Genomic DNA, 26,562 nt, shown 5'->3' on the forward strand with positions numbered 1-26,562 from the left:
CGGAGGTATATGGATGGAGTATAGAATAGATAAAGGAGGCGTTGTATCAATGAAAAAATGGCTGTATATATTATTGGGAATTGTCATCATGATGAGTCTTGGCACTGTATATTCCTGGAGTATTTTCAGAATTCCAATAGAGGAAAAGTTCGGAATAGGTGCGACACAAAGCGGTTTTCCCTACATGGTTTCGTTGGCATCATACGCGATGTTTATGCTTATAAGCGGAAGATATCTGGACAAATTTAGTCCAAGAACAATAATCATCACTGGAGGCTTACTGGTGGGATTGGGTTGGACGCTTTCTGGCCTTGCGGAGAATATTTATCAGCTGACTGCAACCTACGGATTAATTACAGGAGCTGGAGTAGGCATAGTATACGGCGTTCCGATGTCTGTGGCTGCCAAGTGGTTTCCTGAAAAGAGAGGCCTTGTTGTAGGTCTTGTGCTTGGAGGGTTCGGCTTGTCGCCTTTCATAACAGCTCCTATTGCAAGATACCTTATTGAAGAATTCGGCATAATGCGTTCATTTCAGATTTTGGGAGTCTCTTTCGGAATATTGTTACCACTGCTGTCATGGCCCTTCGAATACCCTTCGGCTCATTCTGGCAATGGAAGAGCCGCCAGCATTGGAGAGATGTCACATGGCATTGACACAAAAAACATGTTAAAAACAAGAAGCTTCAAGAATATGTATTTCTGCTTCATGATCGGGGCAATGATTGGCTTGATAATGATAGGAATGACAAGCAGTGTCGGAATCGAATTGATAGGGATAGATCCTGGCAGAGTAGCCATATTTACATCATTGTTTGCTGTTTTCAATGGTGTGGGAAGACCCTTGTTTGGTTGGGTTGCCGACAGATTTGAGATTAAGAACGCCATGGCTGTGTCATACGGACTTATAATCGCGGCTGCTTCACTCATGCTTATGGCGAAGGATGAAAGCACAGTCCTGTATTCAGTTGCCTTTTCTCTGTTCTGGCTTAATTTGGGGGGCTGGCTGTCAATAGCCCCAACTGCTACAACAAGGCTTTATGGGGTTAAGCATTACAGTCAGAACTATGGCGTAGTTTTTACGGCTTATGGAATTGCAGCAGTTGTAGGCGTCCTGGCATCCGGGTTTCTAAAAGATGCAATGGGAAACTATAATTCAATATTTATTATGGTCATAGTTCTTGGGTTTGTTGGCATATTGCTGTCTCGAAATGTTGAAATAGAAGCTCGCGAAAATCAGGCGTTAGAAAAAAAAGACAATAAAGAGCCCCAATCAGTAGCTTGAAAGTAAAAAAGACTGTCTCGTTCGAAAGTTTAAATCCGAACTGAGACAGTCTTTTTTTATTCATTTATTCAGTTATATCAGCGTGGTATTCTTGAAGAGATTTTAGCTGTGATTGATTAGAACCAGCTTCATTGTATGCTGCTATGCCTTTTGCACTTGCAAGTGCTGCGGTCATAGTAGTCATGTACGGTATCTTGGCTTTTATTGCAGCCTTACGGATATATGAATCGTCAACCTGGCTGCGCTTGTCAAGAGCAGTGTTTATAACCATGTTTATATCTTTGTTTGTAATGGCGTCAACAATATTTGGACGTCCTTCCTGAAGCTTGTTTATTAACTCTGACTTTACGCCGTTTTCCTGCAGGAATTTATTTGTTCCCTCTGTAGCTTTTATTGTGAAGCCTATTTGAGCGAACTCTTTTGCAACCTCGAGAGCTGCAGCCTTGTCCTGATCTGTAACGCTTATAAGCACAGTGCCTGAAGTTGGCAGTGTAGACTGAGCAGCCTCCTGTGACTTGTAGAAGGCCAGACCGAAGGAATCGGCAAGTCCTAGTACCTCACCAGTTGAACGCATTTCAGGTCCGAGAACCGGGTCAACCTCTGGGAACATGTTGAATGGGAACACTGATTCCTTTACGCCGTAGTGGTTTATTTTCTTATTCTTAAGATTGCTTATGGAATATTCCTTGCCGGAATACTCCGCCATCATTATCTCTGTTGCGATACGGGCCATAGATACGTTGCATACCTTCGATACTAAAGGAACTGTCCTTGAAGCTCTTGGGTTGGCTTCCAGAACGTATACCTTTTCGTCTGCAATTGCATACTGCATGTTCATAAGGCCTATAACGTTCATTTCCTTAGCTATTTTCTTTGTATATTCCACGATTGTATCAAGGTGTATTTGTGGAATGCTTGTAGGCGGTATTACGCACGCAGAGTCTCCTGAGTGTATACCTGCAAGCTCAATGTGTTCCATTACTGCAGGAACAAAAGCGTCATTTCCTGTGGATATTGCATCAGCTTCTGCTTCTATAGCGTTGTTTAGGAACCTGTCTATAAGTATAGGCCTGTCCGGAGTCACACCTACTGCAGCAGCCATGTACTGACGAAGCATTTCCTCATCGTGAACAATTTCCATTCCACGTCCGCCTAGAACGTAAGAAGGTCTAACCATAAGAGGGTAGCCGATTCTATTAGCTATTTCAACGGCTTCGTCCACATTTACGGCCATACCTGATTCAGGCATAGGGATTTCAAGTTTTTCCATTATCATGCGGAACTGGTCACGGTCTTCTGCAAGGTCTATAGTTGCTGGAGATGTGCCAAGAATATTCACGCCAGCTTTCTCAAGCTCTTCGGCTATATTCAAAGGAGTCTGGCCGCCAAACTGAACTATAACGCCAAGAGGCTTCTCCTTTTCGTATATGCTAAGAACGTCTTCTACTGTCAGAGGCTCAAAGTATAGTTTGTCTGATGTATCGTAGTCGGTTGAAACTGTCTCAGGGTTGCAGTTTACGATTACAGTCTCATAGCCAAGATCGCGAAGCGCGAATGCCGTATGCACGCAGCAGTAGTCGAACTCTATTCCCTGGCCTATACGGTTAGGTCCTCCGCCAAGTATCATTACCTTTGGCTTGTCGCTGGCTGTAGTCGTGTCTGGCGCATTGTATGTCGAGAAGTAGTATGATGCGTCTTCAACTCCGCTTACCGGCACTGCCTCCCAGCCCTCAACAACTCCAAGGGCAGTTCTGTGCTGACGGATTTCAGCCTCTGGCATATTAAGAAGCATTGAAAGATAACGGTCTGCAAAACCGCTTTTCTTGGCTTCAACCATAAGCTCGTCAGGTAGCTTTTCGCCTTTATATTTCAATATCTGCTCTTCAAGCATTACAAGATCCTTCATCTGCTCGAGGAACCATGGCTTTATGTGTGTCAGCTTGTAAAGCTGCTCAATGTCAGCGCCTTTACGAAGAGCTTCATAGATTATGAACTGGCGCTCACTTGTAGCCTCTGAAAGCATTGCCATAAGCTCTTCAAGAGAACGGCTGTTGAAGTCTTTTGCGAAGCCCATGCCGTAACGGCCTATTTCAAGTGAACGGATGGCCTTTTGAAGGGCTTCCTTGTAGTTCTTGCCTATGCTCATAACCTCGCCGACTGCACGCATTTGAGTTCCCAGACGATCCTCTGCTCCAGGGAATTTCTCAAACGCCCAGCGTGCGAATTTGACTACTACGTAATCGCCATAAGGCTTGTACTTGTCGAGAGTGCCTTCCTTCCAGTATGGAATCTCATCAAGTGTAAGGCCAGCGGCAAGCATTGCAGAAATCAAAGCGATAGGGAAGCCTGTCGCCTTTGAAGCCAGTGCTGACGAACGTGAAGTACGAGGGTTTATTTCTATTATAACAACACGGTCGGTTTTAGGGTCATGGGCGAACTGGACGTTAGTACCACCGATTACCTCTATCTCCTCAACAACTGAGTATGCGTATTTTTGAAGACGCTCTTGAAGCTCTTGGCTTATTGTAAGCATTGGAGCCGTGCAGAAAGAGTCGCCAGTGTGAACGCCGACTGCATCTACATTTTCTATAAAGCATACTGTAATCATCTGGTTTTTAGAGTCTCTTACTACCTCAAGCTCAAGCTCTTCCCAGCCAAGCACAGATTCCTCAATTAGTATCTGTCCAACCATGCTGGCTGCTATTCCGCGGCTGGCAATGGTTCTAAGCTCATCTACGTTATATACAAGACCGCCGCCTGTTCCGCCCATAGTGTAGGCAGGACGTATTACTACAGGGTATCCAAGCTCCTGCGCAATTCCTTCGGCTTCCTCGACGCTGTAGGCAGGCATGCTGCGCGGCATTTCAATGCCAAGTCTGTTCATGGCTTCCTTGAAAGCTATACGGTCCTCGCCACGCTCGATGGCGTCAATCTGTACGCCTATAACCTTGACTCCGTATTTTTCCAAAACCCCAGCTTCGCTCAGCTCAGAACACAGGTTGAGAGCAGACTGGCCACCAAGGTTTGGAAGCACAGCGTCAGGTCTTTCCTTTGCAATTATGTCGGTAAGTCTTTTTAGATTCAGCGGCTCGATATAAGTCACATCGGCTGTTTCTGGGTCTGTCATTATTGTGGCAGGGTTCGAATTGACAAGGACTATTTTATAGCCCAGGTTTCTCAATGCTTTGCAGGCCTGTGTTCCGGAATAGTCAAATTCGCAAGCTTGTCCGATGATTATAGGTCCTGATCCAATTATAAGGATTTTGTTGATATCAGATCTTTTTGGCATGGTTCGCCTCCTATTTAATTTTTATATTATTTGGTTGGTTTAACGATTAGTAAGCTAAATATCTAACTACTTATTATATCAAATTTTATCAAATAAAATGAACAAAATGAAATTAAATATTGAAAAATATTCAGAATTATTAATATTTAATTTTATTGAAGAACACAGGTTGATTCTGACGGTATTATTTACAGCTAGCGGCAATTGTGGTATAGAAATAAGGAGACTTGCATTTTGTATCCCGCATTTCCGCTAAAAATAATAATAGGAGTAATACATCAATGTTGCAATCTTTTTTTGACAAGTTATATGAAGAAATTTTATTTTTTATATTAATGGTTTTGCTTGGGATATCCATGTTCTTTAGAATTCCCTCGATAGATTCCATTGACTGGAGGGTAATAGCGGCGCTTTGGAATCTTATGGCTGTTGCAGTTGCTCTTGAAAATGAGCATTTTCTTGACTATGTTGCCAGCCAGATTAGCATGCGATTCCATAATGAGCGTTCACTGGCTATTGCCCTGATTGTCACGTCAATGGGGCTTTCTATGTTCATGACTAATGATGTTGCACTGCTAACCCTTGTACCTATAACATTGCTGATTGGGAAGCTTGGCGGATTTAATCCTTTCAAGCTGGTAGCACTGGAAACCGTGGGTGCAAATGTGGGCAGCAGCCTTACGCCTTTTGGCAATCCGCAGAATATATTTTTGTTCAATTACTTTGACATGAACTTAATCTCCTTCCTGGGGATTTCCACTCAGTTTGTCTTGCTGGCTGCACTGGCGCTGTACTTGACAGCCCAAGGCTGTTCAAAAGACCGGATTGAGTTTCATCTGGAAAAGGTGAATGTAAAATCCAAGCTCAGGATTGCTGCTTATCTAGGGCTGTTTGTCATAGCAATATTTTCAATTCTGCACATATTGCCTTGGCAGGGCGTAACCTGTGTTATATTTGCAGCTGTGCTTGTCCTGAACCGAACTCTTATATTACAGGTGGATTATTTTTTGCTGGCTACGTTCATACTGTTTTTTCTGTTGGTGGACAATATATTGGCGGTGGGTGGACTGAGGGATATTGTCAGTGGTTATCTGCAAAATCCGGTCTATGCCATGTGGGTTTCTGCGCTCAGTTCACAGCTGATAAGCAATGTGCCAAGTGCAATAGTGTTTTCGCCGTTTGTTGCCGATGTACGGCCAATACTCCTTGGGGTTTCGCTTGGAGGAATGGGTTCTCTTATAGCTTCGCTTGCAAATCTGATTTCCTGGAAGCTGTATATAAAGGAATATCCCAAACAGGAATATTTTCAATATTTCACAGCAATTAATATAGCTATATTCTCGGTGGTGGGAATGGTTCTCACTTTGGTATTGGTGATGACTTAGAAAGCATACAAATCAAGTTCCCTCAACAGTATATCCGAGGGAACTTGGTTTTTTATTTTTTTGATGTATATTTCAGATTATTTTTTCAGAAATTTCCCTATAAGGTTGCCAATGTCGTCAATTATGCTTCCGTCCTTGTCCGCATCAAGCAGCTGCGTCGCAAGTCCCAGCAGGCCTCCCTTTTCGGATTGACCCAGCATGCCGGTAAGTGATGAAGTCAAGTTTGATACGCCTGCTGCGTCAAGGTTCTGAGCTTTCTTCTGGTTGCCCAAAGCTCCAAGGAGCAGTGGGGCAAGCTGCGCGAGCAAGCCTGACACCTGGCTTGCATCCATGCCGGTTTGTTTTGCCAGATTGCTTTGAACCCTGTCGTTCTTGTCCGAGAGCACGTGCTGCAGAATTTTCTCGCCGTCGGAAGTATCAACATTGTCCAAAAATCCAATCAGATCGTCAACGTTGTCATCCTGATGGCGATCCAGAGCGCTAGCCAGAGCCTCCGCTCCTTGTGGAGTGTTGCTGTTTCGGTTTAGCGCCTCAAGCAGCACAGGCATTCCAATTTGAGTGAGTTGCTCTACCTGTGAAGGATTGGCATTTACAGACTTGCCTAATTTTTTTAAGGCTTCCTGATTGCTGAGCTGGCTTGTAATCAGTTCCATTATATCCATTAAACCGCCTCCTCGTATGCTGTACGTATTTGATGTAATTTAAGTTTTTTAATAGAGCATACAACATTTGCATGCGTCATTATTATACCCATCAGGCAGTTATAAAAACAAATGTCATGACGAGGTTTTGCCGGTTGAAAGGAATGTGGCTTTGCAAAAAACAGCTATAGATCAAGATGAAAAAAATATGGTTAATTCCAATAGTATTGCTTAGTATTGCTAAAAGAATGCTATAATTATATAATATTCAGAAAATATAAATAGAATATATAAATGGGGCAAACAGCAGAGCTGGAGAATGAAAATACAACAAAAATAAGAGAAAAATTACAGGGAGGATGACAAAGCATGAAAATCGAAACCAAGTGTCTGCATGAAGGATATCATCCGGGGAACGGCGAGCCAATAGCGCTTCCAATATACCAGAGCACTACATACGTTTATGACTCTACAGAACACATAGGAAAGCTCTTCGACCTTACGGCCGAGGGACATATGTATTCAAGAATCTCAAATCCAACAGTAGGAGCCGTTGAGGACAAGATTGCCGCGCTAGAGGGCGGCGTAGGAGCGCTTTGCACTTCATCGGGCCAGGCGGCGTCATTCATAAGTCTGCTCAACATTATGAAGGCAGGAGACCACATAATAAGCGCATCTACAATATACGGAGGAACAATTAATCTCCTGGCGGTGACATTGAAAAGATTCGGCATTGAGTGCACCTTTGTGGACCAGGAGGCTTCGGAAGAGGAAATACAGAAGCATTTCAGGCCCAATACCAAGGCTGTTTTCGGAGAGACTATAGCAAATCCGGCTCTTACGGTGCTTGACATTGAAAAATTTGCAAACATAGCGCACAAGAACAATGTGCCTTTGATTGTAGACAACACATTTGCAACACCAGTACTATGCAGGCCTATAGAATTCGGCGCGGACATAGTTATACACTCGACTTCAAAATACATGGACGGCCATGCAGTGCAGCTTGGAGGTGTCATTGTAGACAGCGGCAACTTCGACTGGACTAACGGCAAATTCCCTGAATTCACAGAGCCAGACGATTCATACCATGGGATTGTCTATACCGAGCATTTCGGAAAAGCCGCCTATATAGCAAAGGCAAGGGTGCAGCTGATGAGGGACATAGGCGCATATCCTACGGCGCATGCAGCCTTCCTGCTCAATCTTGGCCTTGAAGCACTCCCTGTCAGGATTGAAAGGCACTGCAGAAACGCCGAGAAGGTGGCTGAGTACCTTAGCAAATCAAACAAGATAGAATCGGTTAACTATCCAAGCCTTGAAGGCGGCAAGTACAGCGAGCTTTGCAAAAAATACCTGCCCCTCGGCTGCAGCGGCGTTGTATCCTTTGTAATAAAAGGCGGAAGGGATACGGCTGTCAAGTTCATGGACAGTTTAAAGCTTGCATCTAATGTGGTACACGTTGCAGACATACGCACATGCGTGCTGCATCCTGCCAGCTCTACACACAGGCAGCTTACAGACAGCCAGCTTGCAGCTGCCGGCATAACAGGTGGACTCATAAGATTTTCTGTGGGTCTTGAAAACGCCGACGACATAATTGAAGACATAGAGCAGGCACTAGCCAACATATAAAAATAAAAATCAAGCAAATACTTTTTCGGAGGTAAATAAATGGACAAGTTTGAAAATGTTACAGTAGTTAAGAAGGCGAACATCTATTTTGATGGAAAGGTTACAAGCAGAATAGTGATGTTTCCAGGCGGTGAAAAGAAAACACTGGGTATAATGCTGCCAGGGGAATATGAATTCGGCACAGAAAGCAAGGAGCTTATGGAGATTACTCAGGGAAGCCTCGATGTCAAGCTTCCAGGAAGCGATGAGTGGAAGACGATCACAGGCGGAGAATCCTTCGAGGTGCCGGCAAATTCAAGCTTCAGCCTTGTTGTGAAAGAGACTACCGACTATTGCTGCTCGTATCTATAGAATGCGAAACGGCACTGAATACAATATGTTCTATTCCATATTAGAATAATAACACGCGGTTAAATTAGCGCCTTAGTTCTTAGAATATAAGAATTGAGGCGCTTTTAGTTGTGCGCCCGGCATGGGCGATAACTTGGTGGTGAAAGTCCACTACGCGCTCGGTAGCAGGAAGCGTTAGTCAAAGGCAAGGGTGTCCATCGCGAGGTGGAATCTGAAGGAAGCCGGAGGCAAAGTCCCGAACCGACGAACAGAAACCGCATATTGAGGCCGAAATAGGGCGGACGAGTTTGCAACTCAAAACGAAGTCCAATGCTACCCGAACCCTACACGGTAAATGCGGCGGTTACATGGGATGAAGGTTATCGTTCTTACCCGGGGAGGTCTCACGGACGTTGAGTAAGATAAATCTGAAATACGGAGTAAAGCTTGCCGTGAGAAGTCAGCAGAGGCCATAGTACCGATTTTTTTTTCGGAAAGGGCTGAACAATCGTAAGTCTTGAGTAAGAGCCGGAAGGAGGCTGGTGCGTTGAAAGCAGAATACCGAGAGGGCTGCCTGCAAAGGGATAGCGTGGAACGTGAAGAGTATGCAGGAGCGCAGAGCGCCAGCGCTCGGGAGAGCAAAGAAAGAGATGGTGCAATCGACTTGCTCGAGAGGATACTGGAACGGGATAACCTCAACAGAGCCTACAAGCAGGTCAAGCGTAACCACGGAGCGCCAGGAATCGATGGAATGACTGTCGAGGATGCGTTTTTGTGGATAAGGGAAAATAGGGATGAACTTCTGCAAAGCATCAGGGATGGAAGCTACAAGCCGAGTCCAGTGCGACGTAAGGAAATTCCCAAATCCGATGGTGGGGTGCGAAAACTGGGGATTCCCACGGTAATAGACCGAGTCATCCAGCAGGCCATAGCGCAGAAGTTACAAGCCATCTTTGAACCAATATTTTCAGAAGGAAGCTATGGCTACCGTCCGAAAAGAAGCGCACATCAAGCAATTCTAAAAGTGAAAAATTATGCAGAGCAGGGATACGGATACGCAGTAGAAATAGACCTGTCCAAGTACTTCGACACCCTGAATCACGAATTGCTTCTTAACCTTCTGCGAAAGAAATTCCAAGACAACCGCGTGATAGAACTCATCAAGAAATATCTAAAGAGTGGAGTCATGGAAAACGGAGTATTCTGCAGAACTGAGGAAGGCTCGCCGCAAGGCGGGCCGCTTTCGCCTCTACTGGCCAACATCTACCTGAATGAATTCGACAAGGAGATGGAAGGCCGAGGGGTAAAGATAGTCAGGTACGCGGATGACATTGTGGTGCTTGCGAAAAGTAAACGAGCCGCAGTACGTCTAATGGAAACCTGTAGCAGATATCTTGAGGACAGACTCAAACTCAGAGTGAACGCCCAAAAGAGCAAGGTGGTAAGCGTGTTTGCAATAAAGCACTTCAAGTTCCTAGGGTTTTGCCTCGGGAAGAACGGAAAGGGAATATACATACGAGCTCACCGGGAATCCCTTGCAAAGGCGAAACGAAAGTTGAAGGAACTGACCCGCAGGAATCAGGGAAGGAATGTGCGCATGGTCATGGAGAACGTCAAAAGATACATCCGTGGATGGCTTGGCTACTATAATGTGGCTGACATCAAACGAACTCTGCTCAAATGGAACGAATGGATGCGCCGAAGGATTCGCATGTATATCTGGAAGCAATGGAAGAAACCAAGAACGAGGGTGAAGAACCTGACGAAACTGGGCATTCCAGAGTGGCAGGCATACCAATGGGGCAACACGCGGCTGGGATACTGGCGTATAGCAGGTAGCGCGGTTTTATCCCGCTCCATCACAAATGAAAAGCTCGTACAGGCCGGATACTATGACTTTCCGGCGCAGTACGAGCAATTACGCAAAATGCACTTAAGCGGTTGAACCGCCGTATACTGAACGGTACGTACGGTGGTGGTGTGCCATGAAAGGCATACGGATGATGAAGGTAGGTCCTTCGACAGGGATTGAACAGGCAAACCTGTCAAACAACCTTAATGCTGCTGTGATTAAGAGTCGTGGTAGTGAGCGATTAAGGAAAAGGCTGCACAAGCAGTCATGTGAGATATGTGAAGATGAACGAAAGTGAACCGCTGATGAAGTATCGATAGCGTAAAGTTCCTGCAAAACTCAACTCTTCACCACTGATTGAGGAAAAGGATAGAAGATACCTGTAAGGCTGACTATCTGTGGGACGGTATTAAGGCGGCATGAGCATATATCAGGCATCTGTATGAAACATGGGAACCTGCGGAATGATGGTAATCGAAAAAGTCTAAGCCACAGAAAGGCAAAGCTGAAAGTAGAGATGCATTTCGCAGGGGCGGAGATGTTCGTAGTAGTGATGAAACTGCTGTAATGGCAGTGGAGCGAAGGGGCATCATCATTCAGCTCAGAAGCAGAAAACAACTATATCAAATAGGAGGATTTGATGCGGATGAGCAAACCGTACAAAATACCGAAGAAAGTAGTACTTGAGGCATATAAAAGAGTGAAGGCAAACAAGGGAAGTGCCGGGATAGATGGCATAACCTTTGAGGTCTTTGATGAAAATCTCGAAAAGAACTTATACAAGATATGGAATAGGATGAGCTCAGGAAGCTACATTCCCGCCCCGGTTTTGGCAGTTGAAATACCTAAAAAGACCGGAGGGACAAGGCGACTGGGCATACCTACCATCACCGACCGAATAGCGCAAATGGTAGCAAGAATGATTGTCGAGCCTAAGGTTGAACCCATTTTTCACGAGGACTCATACGGATACAGGCCAAACAAATCTGCATTAGAAGCAGTGGGAAGAGCCCGTGAGCGAAGCTGGAAGTACGACTACGTGATAGAACTGGATGTGAAGGGTCTGTTCGATAATATCGACCATGAACTTCTCATGCGCGTGGTAGAAAAGCACGTGGATGAAAAGTGGGCCAAGCTCTATATAAAGAGATGGCTCGAAGCCCCTTTCACAACTAAAGAAGGACAACACATAGCTCGGAAAGCCGGAACCCCTCAAGGTGGCGTTATCAGCCCTGTGTTGGCGAACATGTTCCTACACTATGCGTTTGACCGTTGGATGGAAAGGAATTATCCGAAATGTCCTTTTGAGAGATACGCCGATGATGCCGTTATTCATTGTCAAACGCCTACACAAGCCAAACAGCTGAAGCAAGCGCTGACGGAAAGAATGTTGGAATGTCGATTGGAACTTCATCCCGAAAAGACTCGGATTGCTTACTGTCACGATAAAGACAGGAAGGAAAACTATCCAGTCAGAAGCTTTGATTTTCTCGGATACACATTTAAAGCGATGAATATCAAGTGCAGGGACGGAATTCTAAGGTATAACTTCATCGCATCCGTAAGCAAAACGTCTTGTAAGAGCTTTAGAGATAAAATCAAGGCCTTGGAAATTCACAAAAGAACTGGGAGTTCCATAAACATCATAGCTGAAATCATAAACCCGATAGTGAGGGGATGGATGAACTATTTCAGCAAGTACAATCCGTCAGCCATGAAATACTCCCTGGACTGCGTAGATAGAAGACTCGTAAAGTGGGCGATGTGTAAGTTCAAACACTTTAGGGGACATAGAAGACGGGCAGAAAAATGGCTCTCTGAGGTTAAAAGCAGAGAGCCGGGACTATTCGCACATTGGAAACTTCGGTATATCAGTTAATGCGGTTATGAATGATAAGAGCCGTATGAAGGGAGACTTTCACGTACGGTTCTGTGAGAAGCTCGGGGTGAAACTCCCCTTGCTTACTCGACTGAGAGGTCGGCTGATGAACTAATCGTCAGCCTCCTACTCGATTCGCATTAATCGCAGGGATTTCAAGTTTTTGCTTGTATCAGGCAGAATATGGCTATAATTAATAAAAACAGCTTTGCACAATAAAACTTGGAGGATGATTGCCATGGCAGTACTGGCATTGCCTGTAGATCAAAGGGTTATAGACATAGATTCAAGGCGTTTTGCTTCAATTGAAAAGGCGCTGGTGGAACTAATCACAAACAGCGACGACAGCTATTCGCGCCTTGAACGTGAGGGGCTGGAGGTCAGCGGGAAAATAAGCATAAGCTACGAGAGGCATCAAAACGGAGCGATAATAGCAGTAACAGATGAGGCGGAGGGCATGGATTATGAGCGCATACGCAAGGTGCTCTCATACGGAGGCGCCCACAGCCTCATGGCCCAGGGAGAAGCCGGTGGAAGAGGGTATTTCGGACGAGGCATGAAGCAGGCCATATACGGTCTCGGCTACGGCTGGATAAAATCGCTGCATGACGGCAGGTATGCAAGGGTGGACCTCTTCAGGACTGAAGACGGAGGATATATGTATGACGACTGGGATGGCGACAGGCCGTCTGAGGACGATGATTACGACAGATTGAAGATTCGGAAAGGCTGCAACGGCACGCACATTACCATAATAGTGGAGAATCCTCAAACCAGCATACCGTATTTCAGCTCGCTTGTAGCGGCCATTACAAACAACATATACCTCAGGGACGTTCTGCAGCGTAGAAGTGTCGAGCTGACAAACCTGAATGTGACGGGAAAAAAGAGGGCATCGCTTCTGCTTAAATATGAAGAGCCCGAGTCGGAGACTATAATAGGGCCGAATGCGGGGGGGGCCTTTTTATACGAGGGAGCGGAATACGATTTTACGCTTACGCTCAAAAAAGCGGAGAATGCAGAGCTTGTACTGAAAGGCGACGAGCGTACAAGCGGCCTGCTTGTCATTTCTGACACGGCAGTATTCGACTGCCAGTTCTTCCACTTCGAAAACCAGCTGGGCACGGAATATCTGCATGGAGTTGTAGAATGTCCGGGACTGGCGCAGATGCTTGTCAAGGGACACCCGATAATAGGAGACGAGAGGGCGGGTCTGAATATCAAGGAGCCTTTCGTGGCCGCATTTGCCGACGCTGTAAGCGATATGATTGCAGAAGCAGTAAGAAAGGAGCAGCAGAGGCTCAGCCACATAGACCATGCTACGACCTCAAGACGCACCCAGATGATGATTGAGCACGTCCTGCAGAGGATGAACAAGATTGCAGTTGAGGAGCTGGGCATAATACTCCCGCCCGGTCCCGGCTCGGGCAGATACGGGCCGTTCGACACCGGAAGACCTGCAGTCCTGCGCTTTAGCACACCTTTTTATTACAGGAAGGTGAATCACTCGTTTCACGCGGCAATGATAGTTGACCTTAGCCAGCTTATGGAGCAGGAGATACTCACCTTCGAATATCAACTGCCTGAGAGCATAAAGGCGGAGCCTTATCTTGAGGATATGACTGTCGCTGACCTTCCGGAGAACGGGCGCTTCGAGTGGACGATAACAGGCTCCGAGATAGGAGCCAAGGGCAGACTTGGGGTCACTTCGGGACCATATTCTGCGTTTTGTGAGATTGTGATTGCCGAGAGCGCATCGGGCAAAGGCTATGGTCATCCGTCAGGAAAGCCGCCTGCGCCGTGGAACATGGACAATTCGGTTGACATGTTCAGAGGATACGAGCTGCGCAATCTAAACAACGATATCGAAAGAGCTGTCTACAGCCCCGAGGAGCGCCTGATTCTAATAAATACGGAAGCTCCGACTGTAAGGCTTTATGTTAACGGGCAAGGCCATTTCAAGGACGGAGCGCGCCTCCTGCTTGCCGAGCTTTTGCTTGATGTGATAACAGATGAGCTTGCCCGAAGGTACGTTGACAGGACAACCCAGAAGGGCCACAGGGGCGCATACAGGCAGGCAAAGCAGGATTTGATACGCAGATACGGTGTGGAGATACACTCAATTCTTCTTGGATCGTAAAATTCAGCACAATTGTTCGGTTGATATATTCTTTTCGATATGCTAGAATTAATTCGTTTGTATAAAAATTTAAATATCTGGAGGGAGTATGTCTACTAAAAGAACTATCGGGATTGACGAAAGACCGCCGCTCATTCAAAGTCTGCCGCTGAGCTTTCAGCACCTGTTTGCCATGTTTGGCGCTTCAGTGCTTGTTCCTATGTTGTTCGGGATAGACCCGGCAACAGTGCTGTTTTTCAACGGACTTGGAACAATAATATACTTTATAATCACAAAGGGAAAAATACCCGCGTTTCTGGGAAGCAGCTTTGCTTTTTTGGCCCCGGTTTTTATTGTTATGAAATCAAGCTCATATAATGCCGCGTTGGGAGGCTTCATAGCTTCAGGATTAGTTTTTGTTTTAGTGGCATTTTTAATTAAATTATTCGGGACTAAGTGGGTTGATGTAGTATTTCCTCCGGCGGCAATGGGTGCCATAGTTGCCATCATAGGATTGGAGCTTGCGCCTGTAGCAGCTAAAATGGCAGGATTCGTATACGATGAAAACAACCCTTCGTTGTTCATGGATCCAAAGGTTTTAACAGTATCAATAGTTACTTTGTCAGTTGTAATAATCGGTTCAGTGGCGTTCAGAGGATTTATGGCTATAATACCTATACTTATAGGAGTTGTTGCAGGCTATGCGCTTGCATTGGCCCTTGGGATTGTAGACACAGGGGCGATACAGTCAGCCGCGATATTCTCGACTCCGACAATATACAGGCCCGTATTTGAAATGGGAGCCATACTCACTATTTTACCAGCATCGCTTGTTGTAATAGCTGAGCATATAGGGCATCTTGTCGTAACGGGAAATATAGTTGGCAAGGACCTTGTAAAAGACCCGGGACTTGACCGATCGCTGTTTGGAAACGGCATAATGACAATTATTTCAGGATGCTTCGGTTCCGTGCCTTCTACAACCTATGGAGAAAACATAGGTGTGCTTGCCATAACAAAGGTGTTCAGCGTATGGGTAATCGGAGGAGCCGCTATAATTTCAATGCTCCTTGCATTCTTTGGAAAGTTTTCGGCTGCAATAACTACAATACCACAGCCTGTAATGGGTGGGGTTTCGCTGCTCCTGTTTGGAGTAATAGCTGCATCTGGTATCAGAATGCTTGTGGAAGAGAAGGTTGACTATTCAAAGCCAAAGAACCTGATTTTAACGGCAGTTGTTCTGATAATAGGTCTTTCAGGGGCTTCGGTTAAATTTGCCACAGTATCGCTTCAGGGAATGGCGCTTGCAACAGTTGTCGCAATATTTATAAGCTTAGTGTTCAAGCTGCTTGAAGTTGCGAAGCTGCTAAACGAATAATAGAACCAAATATACAACTAAAAAGGGCTGCATCGCATAGGAAAATATTCCGGTGCGATGCAGCCCTTGCTATTTAATCAAAATCTAGTTGTAGTTTACCTGAATAAGGCAAAGTCCTTTTGATTCGGCCATAGGACCGGCAAGACTCCTGTCTTTCGACTGCAGAATCTTTGCAACATCTTCAGGCACAAGCTCGCCTTTACCGACTCTTAGCAGTGTTCCTGTGATTATCCTTATCATGTTGTGGAGGAAACCGTCTCCGTCATAAGTGATATAGATATAGCTGTCTTTTTTTGCAATCGAAATGCTGTTTATAGTCCGTACGCAGCTTTTCTTTTTGGACTTCATTGTCGTAAATGCGTCAAAATCATGCGTGCCTATTATATAATCCGCAGCTTTTTCCATGAGCTTTATATCCAGATCGCCCTTGACATAGCTGGCAAATCTTCTTGTGAACACGTCGCAGTATTCGCCGTTGTCTATCGTGTATTTGTAAGTCTTTGACTTTGCATTGTGTCTTGCATGAAACTTGCTGCCCGCCTCGGCCATATAAGTGACGCGTATGTCTTCGGGCAGGTAGTAGTTGATGTATGAAAGCATTTCCGGAGTCTTCATTTTGGACTTAGTAAAGAAATTGCACATTAGTGACTTGGCATGTACTCCCTTGTCTGTTCTCGAGCAGCCTATAACATTGATATCTTCCTCGGTCATTCTGCTGAGAAGGTCTTCCAGCTTTCCCTGAATCGTGTTGTCGTTTTCGCTTAGCCTTTGCCAGCCCGAGTACCTTGTGCCTTCAAATTGAAGCGACATTTTAATGTTTCTCATATTTTCTCCCGTATATAATTATTTTTCTAATCTACTTTTTTTGATAAATCAGAAATTACATTTGTATGCTTGAATTTATTACTTAAAAAACCATTTCCAAGCTACAAATTATTATATACTATAAATAGAGACTGCGAAAGACATATGATTTTTAGGATAAATGATAAAATAACAGATTGAACAGGGAGTGAGCGTTATGAGTGGAACAAGGAGAGACAACTTAAAGCAGGGCATGAGGGTCCGGGTAGTGCAAAAGCAGGACCAGCGCTCCGGCAAACTTACTGAAGGCGTGGTTCAAAGGATACTGACAAAATCAGGGACGCACCCGCATGGAATCAAGGTTATGCTGGAGAGCGGCATTGTAGGCAGAGTAAAGGAAATAGTCAAATAGAGGTGCGTATGGAGAAAAAACGTGATTTTGAAATTGACGCGCTCAAGGGACTGGCGTGCATAATGGTTGTGCTCTTGCATGTTTTTAGAGGCAAGGGATTTGTGGAGATCTTCATAGGGGAGATAGGCAGGTGGGCAGTGCCGGCATTCTTCATGGTTCAGGGTTTCTACATGAGCAGGGCGGCGCTCAAGCCGTGGCTGGAGTCAGCCATAGGGAAGGTTAAAAAGATATACATCCCATTCCTGTTTTATTCATGGGCATACGGAGTTTATTTTTACTTTTATGACGGCAAGGAGTTCACATTTTCAGACGTGCTGCTTGGAGAAACGGCAGTCCATCTTTACTATGTAGTGCACTATATGATATTTGCGCTTACGATACCGTTTCTATACATGCTGCCCAAGCTGTATATGAAGTACTTTATGTGGTTTATGGTCATAAGCAACTTTGCATTATGCACAGTCCTTGAGATTCAGCGCTATTCTGGCGTAAGGCTTATAACATACAGCGGCATTAATCCCCTGAAGTGGTGGGGGTTTGTAGCTCTGGGAATGCTTGCGGCGGAGTCGCCGAGGTTGTTTAAATACATCAGGGAGAATAGAAATGTTGCAGTCATAATTTCTACGGCTTTAGCTGCAATTGGAACGCTTCTGCCGTATATGACTGGCAGAACAGGGTACCTTTACAACAGAGCGAGCCTGTTTCCTCTTGCAATCGGAATGACTCTGCTTATTATTGCGCTTTATCAAAAAGAAAACATGCCAGGAAAAGAAGCTCTCTTGTATATTAGTCAGCGGAGCTTTGGGATATATTTGATTCATTTTTTCATTGTTCACATACTAAAGTTTGTTTTGGGCATCAAAATACTCTGGCTTGTCGCGATTCTGACTATGGTGATTTCGATTCTGATACTGAATTTAAGCAAAACCCTTAAAAGTGAGCTGCTGATGCGTTCATAGTGTAGCCACATATTAATAAAATAAATCAAGGAAAATATTTACGGTTTCAAAAAAATACCAATAGATTTTGGTTGTTGAAACAGAAAAGAGGCGGACGATGTTTGAATTTAAGGATGTTAAATACAAGAATATAGTACACATTCCCGGCGGCACGATAGAAAAGGGCAAAGTGACTACGCTTGTTGGCGAGAGCGGAGGCGGGAAGACGACAATACTCAAAATGCTCAACAAGCTGATTTCGCCTACGCAGGGCGAGATACTCTACGAGGGGCGCGAGCTCAGCAAAACAGATTCGATAGCCCACCGCAGGCAGGTGACTATGCTCTCTCAGAATCCGGTAGTTTTTGAAGGAAGCATAAAGGACAACCTGGTTGCAGGACTCAATTTCCAGAGCAGGCCAATACCTGAAGACAGCGCTTTAAAAAGAGTGCTCGAGCAGGTGAGCCTTAAAAAAGAGCTTGAGGAAGCGTCAGATCGGCTCTCGGGAGGCGAAAGGCAAAGGCTTGCTCTCGGGAGGATACTCCTGCTGGATTCGCCGGTATATCTGCTCGACGAGCCGTCTTCGGCGCTTGACGACCACACGGAAGGCCTGATAATTGACATGATAACCGACTATGTAAGACGCAACAACAAGACGCTTGTTATGGTCACCCATTCAAGAAGCGTAGCCCAAAAATATTCTGACGTTGTTTTTAAAGTGTCAAACGGTGTATGTGCATTGGAGGGATTATAATGACTGGGGGAGCTGTCAATCTGTCTTTTTTTCAGGTACTTGCAGCATATGTTTTCGTGGCATTTGTGCTTTTTGTCGTTAAAGTCCGAGGCATCAAGAGGGAAAGAGAAATTATGATATCCTCGATAAGGATGACGCTGCAGCTTATACTGACAGGTTATGTACTGCTTTATATATTCAAGCGCCCGGATCCGCTTATGACAGTCGGTATAATTGTGCTTATGGAAATTTTTGCAGTACATACGGTTTTCAAGAAATTCAAGGGACGTATATCAGATTCGCTGAAGAAGGTAATCGCTATTTCGCTTATTGCAGGCACGCTTCTATGCCTTTTGTATTTCCTGTTCGTTGTTGTGCGAATATCCCCCTGGTACAATCCGCAATACTTCATTCCTATTGCAGGGATGTTCATCGGCAATTCCATGACCGGAATTTCCCTGGGAGTGAACTCTCTGACGGAGGGTATGACTGCCAAAAGATACATAGTTGAAGAAGCGCTAATACTCGGCGCAACGCCAGAGGCTGCAGCAAGAGATATTGTAAACAAGACATTCGATGCGGCTATACTGCCTACAATCAACTCTATGGTGGGAATGGGAATTGTATTTTTGCCAGGAATGATGACAGGCCAGATTCTCTCGGGAACTATTCCGACAACGGCCATAGCGTACCAGATAGCGATAATGCTTGGTATACTTGGTGCCGTTTCACTGTCTGTAATAACTATGCTTCAGCTTGGCTACAAGACGTTCTTCAACAAGGAAAGCCAGCTGCTTTAAAAAGCGGCTGGCTGAATATTTGCTTGCAAAGTATGGTATAATATAGTAAATTTATATATAATAATTCTTTAGAAAGCGGGGGTGGGTATAGAATGGACGACAATCCTGAGGACATACGAAGTTGCAATTCAACGTGTTTTTTTGTATCGTTAAAAACGAAAAAGTATTTGAATAAACGTTATTGCATGAGGTCATAATAAAACCCGTTTAGGTGGTTTTGTTGTGTCTTTTTTTATTTTCAAATACTTAACAGCTGGAGGAAAGGAAATGACTAGTGAGTTTTTGTTTTTAATGATACTGATTTTGCTGAACGCGTTTTTTGCGGCCTCAGAAATTGCATTGATTACACTAAATGACAATAAAATAAAATTGATGGCTGAGGAAGGGAATAAGAAGGCTAAATTGCTCCAAAAGCTTTTGAATGAGCCCAGCAGATTCCTTGCCACAATTCAGATAGGAATAACGCTTGCAGGCTTCCTGGCGAGTGCATTTGCATCAGAAAGCTTTTCGGGAAGAATTGTGGAAATTGTTCAAAATATTGGAGTTCCAATACCAGCTGAGTGGCTGAAAGGTATATCTGTTTTTATGATAACATTAGTGCTGTCATATTTTACTCTGGTTCTTGGCGAGCTTGTTCCCAAGAGGCTGGCGATGAAAAAGGCAGAACAGATATCGATGTTTGCAGCAGAACCGTTGAATTTTATCATGACGGTAACATCGCCGTTTGTAAAATTGTTGACAGCGTCGACTAATTTTTTCGTAAGAATGTTTGGCGTTGACCCTCACGCTGAGGACGATAGGGTGACTGAAGAAGAAATCCGGATGATGGTGGATGTGGGTGAGGAGAAAGGCACCATACATGAGATTGAAAAACAGATGATCAACAATATTTTCGAGTTCAATGACAAAACTGTCGAGGACATAATGACTCACAGGGTTGATATTGTAGCAATTGAAGAATCTGCTAACTTTGATGAAGCGATTTCTATTATAAATAATGAAAGGTATTCGAGAATTCCAGTGTTTGAAGGTAGCATAGACAATATAGTTGGTATACTGTATGGCAAGGACTTGTTAAGATTTATCACGGAAAATGGCGATAAAGAGAAATTCAATATAAAGAGCATGGCAAGAAAACCTTATTTTGTGCCGGCATCTAAGCGTACAGACGAGCTTTTCAAGGAGTTGCAAAAGAGCAAGATGCATATGGCGATTATAATTGATGAGTACGGAGGAACCGCGGGGATTGCTACATTCGAGGATTTGGTAGAGGAGATTGTTGGCAACATTTTTGACGAAGACGATGAAGAGGAAAGGGACTTTGAAAGGATAGATGACAGCACAGTAGTTATAAATGGCTCGGCTAACCTGGATGATGTAGGCGAGTATCTGAAGGCGGAGTTGCCTACAGAGGAATACGAGACTTTAAGCGGTTTCATAATAGGGCAGCTTGGGCGAATACCTGAAAAAGACGAAAATCTAGAGGTTGAGCTCAATGGGTTTATATTTAGAATTGAGAGAGTCGAAGAAAAGCGGGTAACAAAGGTAAGGGTGAATATTTCTTCTAAGGAAGTTCTTGATTAATTTACGTGATTAAACTTATGATGCTGGAATTGTGAATCCGCTGAATGCCCAGAGGGTGGCCAATCTTTTCAGCACTCACCCGCCTATAGAAGACAGGGTGGAAAAGCTGCGCAGCAGAGTGTTTTAATAAGGCAGGCACAATAAGCAACAATTTCGATTTGTAAAAATTAAAAAGCTATGGAAAAATTGACTGCCGGAGGCATCATTTTCTCATAGCTTTTATTTTTATTGTCTTGAAGTTACTGTATTCTATTCAGAGCGCTTATAATCATGTCCCTTGCAATAGGAGCGGCGCTTTTTCCGCCAGTGGAGCCGGCGCTTTCAAGCACTACTACAACTGCAACCTTAGGATCGTCCGCCGGGGCAAAGCCCACAAACCAGGCATGCTCCTTGCCTGTCTCATTTTCAGCTGTACCTGTCTTGCCCGCCACCTTAACATTTCTGATGTGGGCGTTTTTTCCTGTCCCATTGTCCACAACGTTTACCATCATATCCTTAATGGTTTGAGCTGTGAGCGCGTCGGTTGCAGTGGCAAGTATGTCTGGGGTGGTTTCCTTTAGAACACTGCCTTCGGGCGAGATGACTTTTTGCACGAGGTAAGGCTTTACGATGTCTCCGTCGTTGGCTATCGCGCTTGTGGCAAGCAGCATGTTGAGCGGTGTGACGAGTATCTTGCCCTGGCCTATGGCGCTTGCTCCAAGCTCAGGCTTTGTCATGCCGCCCTCGGGGAATATTGAGTCCTTTGTCTTTATGTCGAAAGGAATCTTCTCGTTGAACAGGTAATTTTGAGCAGTGTCGCGAAGAGCAGCGCTGCCAAGTTCAAGCCCCATGCTTGCAAAGGCCGAATTGCAGGAAACCTCCATTGCCTTTTTGAGATCGACGCTTCCGTGTGAGTTTCCGCCGTAGTCGCGCAGCTCATAGCCTTCTATTACTATGCTGCCCTTGCAGTCATAGCTCCTGCTTAGACCTTTTTCAAGGGCGGCTGTTGCCGTGATTATCTTGAATACAGAGCCCGGAGTATAGAGCCCCATAGAGGCTCTGTTGATAAATGGGCTGTCCTGATTCTCGACGATGTCCTCCCAGTCTTCCTTGAGCGTTGCCGGATCGAAATCGGGCTTGCTCACCATGGCGTATATTTCTCCGGTTTTAGGATTCATGAGAATAATGGAGCCTTTTTTGCCTGACAGGTATTTTGAGGCCTTATCCTGGAGCGAGTTGTCTAGCGTGAGCGCAAGATTGTTCCCATTTTTCCTGGGACCAGTAATCTTCTGGGTTATCTCTTCTATTGGGTTTTTATACAAGTTGAGAAGCTCCTTGTTGTAGGAGTCTTCGAGTCCCGATTTTCCGTATTCCCTGTAGCTGTAGCCTATGACATGGCTGTAGAGATTGCCGAAGGGATACAGGCGGGTTTGGCCGTTTTCTGTCTTCTCGCTGTAGGCCAGCACGCTGCCGTTTCTATCGTATATTGTGCCGCGCAGTACGCTTTCCTCGTTGGCCCAGAGCCTCTTGTTGTAGTTACTGTTGACAACCTTCGATGCCTGGAATACCTGGAAATATGTCAGGTATACTACAAGGCCCATGAACATGAGGGTTAAGGCTGTCAGGACCTTTATTATTCTCTTGTCGGTCTTATCCATTAGAGCCCTCCTGTGCTGTCTGCGATTTTTCAGAGGCTACCTGCAGAATTCCAAGCGCGGCAAAGCTGGATATGAGAGAGCTGCCTCCGTAGCTTACAAACGGCAGAGTGACACCTGTAAGCGGAATCATTTTAATTACGCCTCCTATTATTATGAAGGCCTGGAATCCCAGTATGGTTGTTATGCCAAGGGCTATTATCTTGAAAAATCTGTCGTCCTGGTTAAGGGCGATTTTAAAGCCCCTGTATACGAGTATCATAAAGAGCATTATTACTCCAATGCCCCCGAGTATACCCATCTCCTCGCATATTGCGGAGAATATGAAGTCCGTATGGACCTCGGGAATGAACTCGGGATGGCCAAGGCCGATGCCTGTTCCAAAGAATCCTCCTGATGCTATTGCAATAAGCGACTGGATTATCTGGTAGCCCATGCTGTCGGCATATTTCCAAGGCTCAAGCCAAGCGGTAATCCGAACCTGCACATGGCTCACTGCAAAGTAGCCGGCAATACCTATAAGCAGCGCTCCAAGTATGTTATAGTAGACAAGCTTTCTGTCCTCTTCGAATATATAGAATATCGTCATGAATACGAAATAAAAAATCATGACGGTTCCAAGGTCGCGTTGGATGAAGAGGAAGCCTATGAACGCGTATATTATTCCCAAAAGCCAGTATGTATTGAATGGCTTTTTATTGAGGGTGTAGTAAGAGGCTAGCAGGAAAACAAGGAGTATCTTTATGAACTCCGTAGGCTGGAAGCTGTGACCTGCAATTTGAATCCAGTTGGTTGAGCCTTTAATCTTCACGCCCAGCACCAGGGTCGCCAAAAACAGCGCAAACGAAAGGGCGGCATAAACAATAGTCCATTTGCGAAGAAGCGGCACATGTTTTGTGAAGAAGTAGAACGCAAAATACGCAGCTATGCCAAGGCCGAACCACTTGACCTGCCTGAAGCCATAATCCGGACTCAACCTGTATATGACTATGACACCGATGCTTACCAGCATGCTTATTATAAGAAACATATAATGGTCTCCGGGCGATATTTTAAGCAGAGCATAATTGGAGATGTATATTATAAGAGACAAAAGCACGCCCAAAATCAGCACTGAGCTGTCAAAGCTGCCGCCATAGAAGCTCAGCAGGAGAATGGCCATAATGTCGATAGTGAGTATTAGGTTTTGTGGAATCTTGTAAGATAAAAGCTTTCTAATCATGTGTCATCCCTCTTTACTTGGCTACGAATAGGAATTCAAGCTGACCAAGTCTGATACGGTCGTTGTTTTTAAGTTCAACCGCGCCTTCTATGCGCTCCCCGTTTATATAAGTCCCGTTGGAGCTGCCAAGGTCAGTCAGTATAAAGTGATTGCCGTTAGCTGCTATTTTCAAATGCTCGCTCGACATGTACGGATCGTTTATTACTATATCATTCCCTTGCTTTCTTCCTATGGTGATTGATTTGTTTATTGCATACATGTCATTAACCTGGAAAGGAAGATATTCCTTCATGACAATAAGCTTGAGATACGAGCGGGCGCTTTTTAGAGTAGCGACGCCTTTGATGTCAAGATAAATGAGTCTTATAATGGCAAATATGAACAAGTATATGATTATGATAAATAGATACCTGAAAAACAGTGAGAGTATATTGAACATTTTGATCCCTGCCTTGTATATAACTTTGATTATCCAACTTCTACATTATCACTATTTGAAGCTAAAATCCACATGCAAGAGCACAATTTTGTTTCGATGTTGGCTACCGTACGCTTGCGCGGTCCGGTTTTTTGCCTGATAAATTATACGCCGTTTACTTCGATATAATTTGGGGATAAATTAATAAGTATAGAATATTCATTAAAATTCGTAATCGCAGTCAGGTTATTAGTATTGACAGGAGATCCAATATGCCTAAAAAACACAAGATTATATCTTTCATAAGCAGGGTAATATTCATGGTACTCGGCGCCACCCTTGCCTCAATAGCGCTCCAGGTATTCCTTATTCCAAACAACGTAATCGACGGAGGCGTCGTCGGAATATCGATAATAGCGAGCCATCTGACGAAGTTGCCGCTGGGACTTTTTACATTCGTTCTCAACATACCGTTTCTCGTAATAGGCTACAACCACATAGGAAAGACTTTTACGCTGTCGACGTTATTTTCAGTCGCATGCCTTTCGGTGGGCGTGTCTATTATGCAGCCTATTCCTGAGATTACACATGATGTCCTGCTGGCTTCGGTATTTGGCGGGATAATACTAGGCGCGGGAGTTGGGCTGATAATCAGAAACGGAGGCTCGCTGGATGGAACTGAGATAGTTGCCATAATACTCGACAAGAGGCACAGTTTCTCAATAGGTGAAATAGTAATGTTCTTCAACCTGTTCATACTAAGCAGCGCAGGATTTGTTTTCGGTTGGGACAGGGCAATGTATTCGCTGATAGCATATTTCATAGCTTTCAAGGTAATCGATATTACAGTTGAAGGTATCGACGAGTCTAAGGCTGTTATCATAATATCGGAAAAGCATAAGGACATTTCAGAAGCCATAATGGACAGGCTTGGAAGGGGGCTCACTCTGCTTGACGGCAGGGGGGCATACATGGGAGTCGAAACTGATGTCATATATGTTATAGTGTCGCGTCTTGAGATTGCAAAGCTAAAATCGATTGTCCACGGTTTTGATGAGAATGCACTCATGACGATTGGAAGCGTCGAGGTTTCAGGCAAGAAGTACAAGAAGAAGGCTATACACTAAAAGTTTGGAGCTTCTTACAAAAATCATGATAAAGCTATAAACAATTAGAAAATACATCTTTCTTAAAATAGAGAATTATATAAAGGAGAAGTCATACTATTGTGCGTGTGTGGTATAACTTCTCCTTACTGTTATGGCAGAATTGCATTGCCTATTTGCCTTGCCAGGTATAGTCTATATGCCCGCAAACAACCTGTTGCAGAGCATGGAGTCCATTCCAGCATCAAGAGCTCGCTGATATGTCACCTCTATTGGATACTCGAACCTTATGAATCTGATGTTTTTTTCCAATGAGTCGAAAATGACAAAACACCCATTCGGATTGCCGTCTCTAGGCTGGCCAACTGAGCCTATGTTTATGATATATCTTTTGTCACTTTCCAAATCGAATGTGAAGCTTTCCCAAACCTCAGTCAGCTTTATGTCATAGGGCTCATTTAGACTCTGAGTCCATACTGCTGCTCTGTGGGTATGTCCAATAAACAAAATCTGTTCTGTGAAAAGTTCGAAATTTGCAAACGCAGTAACCTTGCTTTGGATATATTCGAAAGGATTAGTCAAAGCCCCATGGGCCATTTTAATTTTGGCATCCATGTCCTCCAAGGTGTAGGACAGCTTGCTTATATAATCAATATTGTCGACAGTTAGGTTGTTTTTAGTCCATCTTATGGCGTTTTGAGCGGCGGAGTTAAAAAGTTTGGAATAGGATGGATGTATGCAGGCGTATTCGTGGTTGCCCATTAGGCAATTGTGTTTTTTTGCAATTTCCAGGCACTCATTAGGGTTTGGGTAGTAGCCCACCATATCACCCAAAAAATAAATCTGATCAGTCTTTTGCGATTCAACTATTTTCATTGCAGATTCAAGTGCGGCTATGTTGCCGTGGCAGTCTGAAAGCAGAGCAATTTTCAATAGGATTCCTCCATTTAGGATCATGTAATATTAAAGCCGATATCTTTATAATCTATGTACCCATTATTTTATTTTTATATATAAAATAGGGAATTCAAACCACAGTATGATATAATTGTAACAAAAAAATCAAATCGTAAAAAGCAAAAGCAACGGAAATTGATTTTTCGGATTCAAAGCATTAGAAA

23 protein-coding genes are annotated in these 26,562 nt (G+C 44.4%); 16 read left to right on the forward strand and 7 right to left on the reverse strand.

What is annotated here, in order from left to right; translation table 11 throughout:
• Nucleotides 1-13 precede the first annotated feature (13 nt).
• A complete protein-coding gene (locus tag EAL2_RS04020; RefSeq protein ID WP_051489079.1) occupies nucleotides 14-1,282 on the forward strand; it encodes an L-lactate MFS transporter in 1,269 nt (422 codons plus the stop codon).
• Between the two features lie 64 nt (nucleotides 1,283-1,346).
• On the opposite strand, the gene carB is transcribed toward EAL2_RS04020, so the two are convergent.
• On the reverse strand, nucleotides 1,347-4,571 hold the full coding sequence (gene carB, locus EAL2_RS04025; protein WP_025435127.1) for a carbamoyl-phosphate synthase large subunit: 3,225 nt from the start codon (nucleotides 4,569-4,571) through the stop codon (nucleotides 1,347-1,349).
• A gap of 335 nt (nucleotides 4,572-4,906) precedes the next feature.
• Here carB and EAL2_RS04030 point away from each other — a divergent pair, with 335 nt between their 5' ends.
• Entirely contained in the window at nucleotides 4,907-5,956 is a 1,050-nt protein-coding gene (locus tag EAL2_RS04030; RefSeq protein WP_158408884.1) for an SLC13 family permease, read from the forward strand.
• A gap of 77 nt (nucleotides 5,957-6,033) precedes the next feature.
• Here EAL2_RS04030 and EAL2_RS04035 read toward each other — a convergent pair whose 3' ends face one another.
• Entirely contained in the window at nucleotides 6,034-6,618 is a 585-nt protein-coding gene (locus tag EAL2_RS04035; protein WP_025435129.1) for a DUF937 domain-containing protein, read from the reverse strand.
• Nucleotides 6,619-6,966: 348 nt separating this feature from the next.
• On the opposite strand from EAL2_RS04035, the gene EAL2_RS04040 reads away from it, so the two are divergent.
• The 8 genes from EAL2_RS04040 (at nucleotide 6,967) to uraA (ending at nucleotide 15,790) form a co-directional block, all read left to right on the forward strand.
• Nucleotides 6,967-8,232, forward strand: coding sequence for an O-acetylhomoserine aminocarboxypropyltransferase/cysteine synthase family protein (locus EAL2_RS04040; RefSeq protein ID WP_025435130.1), 1,266 nt, complete (start codon nucleotides 6,967-6,969; stop codon nucleotides 8,230-8,232).
• A gap of 39 nt (nucleotides 8,233-8,271) precedes the next feature.
• Nucleotides 8,272-8,583: a pyrimidine/purine nucleoside phosphorylase gene (ppnP, locus tag EAL2_RS04045; RefSeq protein ID WP_025435131.1), complete on the forward strand. Its 312-nt coding sequence runs from the start codon at nucleotides 8,272-8,274 to the stop codon at nucleotides 8,581-8,583.
• A gap of 526 nt (nucleotides 8,584-9,109) precedes the next feature.
• Nucleotides 9,110-10,507 carry a group II intron reverse transcriptase/maturase gene (ltrA, locus tag EAL2_RS04050; protein WP_025435132.1) on the forward strand — a complete coding sequence of 466 codons (1,398 nt, stop codon included), beginning with the start codon at nucleotides 9,110-9,112 and terminating at the stop codon, nucleotides 10,505-10,507.
• A 40-nt stretch (nucleotides 10,508-10,547) separates the two neighbouring features.
• The gene (locus EAL2_RS15420; protein WP_158408885.1) at nucleotides 10,548-10,712 is read left to right on the forward strand and encodes a hypothetical protein; all 165 of its coding nucleotides are present in this window, start codon (nucleotides 10,548-10,550) and stop codon (nucleotides 10,710-10,712) included.
• A gap of 144 nt (nucleotides 10,713-10,856) precedes the next feature.
• Nucleotides 10,857-10,982: a hypothetical protein gene (locus EAL2_RS15795; RefSeq protein WP_278246852.1), complete on the forward strand. Its 126-nt coding sequence runs from the start codon at nucleotides 10,857-10,859 to the stop codon at nucleotides 10,980-10,982.
• 78 nt (nucleotides 10,983-11,060) lie between these two features.
• Complete coding sequence (ltrA, locus tag EAL2_RS04055) at nucleotides 11,061-12,293, forward strand: group II intron reverse transcriptase/maturase (RefSeq protein ID WP_242842517.1); 1,233 nt, start codon at nucleotides 11,061-11,063, stop codon at nucleotides 12,291-12,293.
• A 238-nt stretch (nucleotides 12,294-12,531) separates the two neighbouring features.
• Complete coding sequence (locus tag EAL2_RS04060) at nucleotides 12,532-14,433, forward strand: ATP-binding protein (RefSeq protein ID WP_025435134.1); 1,902 nt, start codon at nucleotides 12,532-12,534, stop codon at nucleotides 14,431-14,433.
• An 88-nt stretch (nucleotides 14,434-14,521) separates the two neighbouring features.
• Nucleotides 14,522-15,790 carry a uracil permease gene (uraA, locus tag EAL2_RS04065; protein WP_025435135.1) on the forward strand — a complete coding sequence of 423 codons (1,269 nt, stop codon included), beginning with the start codon at nucleotides 14,522-14,524 and terminating at the stop codon, nucleotides 15,788-15,790.
• Nucleotides 15,791-15,874: 84 nt separating this feature from the next.
• Here uraA and truA read toward each other — a convergent pair whose 3' ends face one another.
• A complete protein-coding gene (truA, locus tag EAL2_RS04070) occupies nucleotides 15,875-16,615 on the reverse strand; it encodes a tRNA pseudouridine(38-40) synthase TruA (protein WP_025435136.1) in 741 nt (246 codons plus the stop codon).
• 196 nt (nucleotides 16,616-16,811) lie between these two features.
• Between truA and EAL2_RS04075 the strand changes: the two genes are divergently transcribed.
• The 5 genes from EAL2_RS04075 to EAL2_RS04095 all read left to right on the forward strand — a co-directional run bounded on the left by EAL2_RS04075 (nucleotide 16,812) and on the right by EAL2_RS04095 (nucleotide 21,061).
• Nucleotides 16,812-17,006 carry a YwbE family protein gene (locus EAL2_RS04075; protein ID WP_025435137.1) on the forward strand — a complete coding sequence of 65 codons (195 nt, stop codon included), beginning with the start codon at nucleotides 16,812-16,814 and terminating at the stop codon, nucleotides 17,004-17,006.
• Between the two features lie 8 nt (nucleotides 17,007-17,014).
• Nucleotides 17,015-17,965: an acyltransferase gene (locus tag EAL2_RS04080; RefSeq protein WP_025435138.1), complete on the forward strand. Its 951-nt coding sequence runs from the start codon at nucleotides 17,015-17,017 to the stop codon at nucleotides 17,963-17,965.
• Between the two features lie 97 nt (nucleotides 17,966-18,062).
• Nucleotides 18,063-18,698 (forward strand): ABC transporter ATP-binding protein, encoded by a 636-nt coding sequence (locus EAL2_RS04085; RefSeq protein ID WP_025435139.1) that lies wholly within the window; start codon nucleotides 18,063-18,065, stop codon nucleotides 18,696-18,698.
• Nucleotides 18,698-19,477, forward strand: coding sequence for an ABC transporter permease (locus tag EAL2_RS04090; RefSeq protein ID WP_025435140.1), 780 nt, complete (start codon nucleotides 18,698-18,700; stop codon nucleotides 19,475-19,477). The genes EAL2_RS04085 and EAL2_RS04090 overlap by 1 nt, the downstream gene beginning before the upstream one ends.
• A 267-nt stretch (nucleotides 19,478-19,744) precedes the next feature.
• Nucleotides 19,745-21,061 (forward strand): hemolysin family protein, encoded by a 1,317-nt coding sequence (locus tag EAL2_RS04095; RefSeq protein ID WP_025435141.1) that lies wholly within the window; start codon nucleotides 19,745-19,747, stop codon nucleotides 21,059-21,061.
• A gap of 239 nt (nucleotides 21,062-21,300) precedes the next feature.
• Here the strand turns inward: EAL2_RS04095 and EAL2_RS04100 are convergent, their stop codons facing one another.
• Genes EAL2_RS04100 through EAL2_RS04110 form a run of 3 tightly spaced genes read right to left on the reverse strand, consistent with a single transcriptional unit; the run spans nucleotide 21,301 to nucleotide 24,356 of the window.
• The gene (locus tag EAL2_RS04100; protein ID WP_025435142.1) at nucleotides 21,301-22,698 is read right to left on the reverse strand and encodes a peptidoglycan D,D-transpeptidase FtsI family protein; all 1,398 of its coding nucleotides are present in this window, start codon (nucleotides 22,696-22,698) and stop codon (nucleotides 21,301-21,303) included.
• Nucleotides 22,691-23,917 carry an FtsW/RodA/SpoVE family cell cycle protein gene (locus EAL2_RS04105; protein WP_025435143.1) on the reverse strand — a complete coding sequence of 409 codons (1,227 nt, stop codon included), beginning with the start codon at nucleotides 23,915-23,917 and terminating at the stop codon, nucleotides 22,691-22,693. The genes EAL2_RS04100 and EAL2_RS04105 overlap by 8 nt, the downstream gene beginning before the upstream one ends.
• Before the next feature lie 13 nt (nucleotides 23,918-23,930).
• Nucleotides 23,931-24,356, reverse strand: coding sequence for an FHA domain-containing protein (locus EAL2_RS04110; RefSeq protein ID WP_025435144.1), 426 nt, complete (start codon nucleotides 24,354-24,356; stop codon nucleotides 23,931-23,933).
• A 251-nt stretch (nucleotides 24,357-24,607) separates the two neighbouring features.
• Between EAL2_RS04110 and EAL2_RS04115 the strand changes: the two genes are divergently transcribed.
• Nucleotides 24,608-25,462, forward strand: a complete 855-nt coding sequence (locus tag EAL2_RS04115; RefSeq protein ID WP_025435145.1) for a YitT family protein — start codon at nucleotides 24,608-24,610, stop codon at nucleotides 25,460-25,462.
• Nucleotides 25,463-25,636: 174 nt separating this feature from the next.
• On the opposite strand, the gene EAL2_RS04120 is transcribed toward EAL2_RS04115, so the two are convergent.
• A complete protein-coding gene (locus tag EAL2_RS04120; RefSeq protein ID WP_025435146.1) occupies nucleotides 25,637-26,374 on the reverse strand; it encodes a metallophosphoesterase family protein in 738 nt (245 codons plus the stop codon).
• Nucleotides 26,375-26,562: the final 188 nt, after the last annotated feature.

The sequence above is a fragment of the Peptoclostridium acidaminophilum DSM 3953 genome, from assembly GCF_000597865.1.
GTDB classification, from domain to species: Bacteria; Bacillota; Clostridia; order Peptostreptococcales; family Peptostreptococcaceae; genus Peptoclostridium_A; species Peptoclostridium_A acidaminophilum.

Bases quoted from the DNA above. Each gene is read 5' to 3' on its own strand.
- carB (WP_025435127.1), bottom strand. From the start codon at position 4,571: ATGCCAAAAAGATCTGATATCAACAAAATCCTTATAATTGGATCAGGA.
- EAL2_RS04035 (WP_025435129.1), bottom strand. From the start codon at position 6,618: ATGGATATAATGGAACTGATTACAAGCCAGCTCAGCAATCAGGAAGCC.
- EAL2_RS04110 (WP_025435144.1), bottom strand. From the start codon at position 24,356: ATGTTCAATATACTCTCACTGTTTTTCAGGTATCTATTTATCATAATC.
- uraA (WP_025435135.1), top strand. From the start codon at position 14,522: ATGTCTACTAAAAGAACTATCGGGATTGACGAAAGACCGCCGCTCATT.
- EAL2_RS15420 (WP_158408885.1), top strand. From the start codon at position 10,548: ATGAAAGGCATACGGATGATGAAGGTAGGTCCTTCGACAGGGATTGAA.
- EAL2_RS04100 (WP_025435142.1), bottom strand. From the start codon at position 22,698: ATGGATAAGACCGACAAGAGAATAATAAAGGTCCTGACAGCCTTAACC.
- EAL2_RS04030 (WP_158408884.1), top strand. From the start codon at position 4,907: ATGGTTTTGCTTGGGATATCCATGTTCTTTAGAATTCCCTCGATAGAT.
- EAL2_RS15795 (WP_278246852.1), top strand. From the start codon at position 10,857: ATGAAACATGGGAACCTGCGGAATGATGGTAATCGAAAAAGTCTAAGC.
- EAL2_RS04060 (WP_025435134.1), top strand. From the start codon at position 12,532: ATGGCAGTACTGGCATTGCCTGTAGATCAAAGGGTTATAGACATAGAT.
- EAL2_RS04095 (WP_025435141.1), top strand. From the start codon at position 19,745: ATGACTAGTGAGTTTTTGTTTTTAATGATACTGATTTTGCTGAACGCG.
- EAL2_RS04090 (WP_025435140.1), top strand. From the start codon at position 18,698: ATGACTGGGGGAGCTGTCAATCTGTCTTTTTTTCAGGTACTTGCAGCA.
- EAL2_RS04085 (WP_025435139.1), top strand. From the start codon at position 18,063: ATGTTTGAATTTAAGGATGTTAAATACAAGAATATAGTACACATTCCC.
- EAL2_RS04020 (WP_051489079.1), top strand. From the start codon at position 14: ATGGAGTATAGAATAGATAAAGGAGGCGTTGTATCAATGAAAAAATGG.
- EAL2_RS04115 (WP_025435145.1), top strand. From the start codon at position 24,608: ATGCCTAAAAAACACAAGATTATATCTTTCATAAGCAGGGTAATATTC.
- ppnP (WP_025435131.1), top strand. From the start codon at position 8,272: ATGGACAAGTTTGAAAATGTTACAGTAGTTAAGAAGGCGAACATCTAT.
- EAL2_RS04080 (WP_025435138.1), top strand. From the start codon at position 17,015: ATGGAGAAAAAACGTGATTTTGAAATTGACGCGCTCAAGGGACTGGCG.
- truA (WP_025435136.1), bottom strand. From the start codon at position 16,615: ATGAGAAACATTAAAATGTCGCTTCAATTTGAAGGCACAAGGTACTCG.
- EAL2_RS04040 (WP_025435130.1), top strand. From the start codon at position 6,967: ATGAAAATCGAAACCAAGTGTCTGCATGAAGGATATCATCCGGGGAAC.
- ltrA (WP_242842517.1), top strand. From the start codon at position 11,061: ATGAGCAAACCGTACAAAATACCGAAGAAAGTAGTACTTGAGGCATAT.
- EAL2_RS04075 (WP_025435137.1), top strand. From the start codon at position 16,812: ATGAGTGGAACAAGGAGAGACAACTTAAAGCAGGGCATGAGGGTCCGG.
- EAL2_RS04105 (WP_025435143.1), bottom strand. From the start codon at position 23,917: ATGATTAGAAAGCTTTTATCTTACAAGATTCCACAAAACCTAATACTC.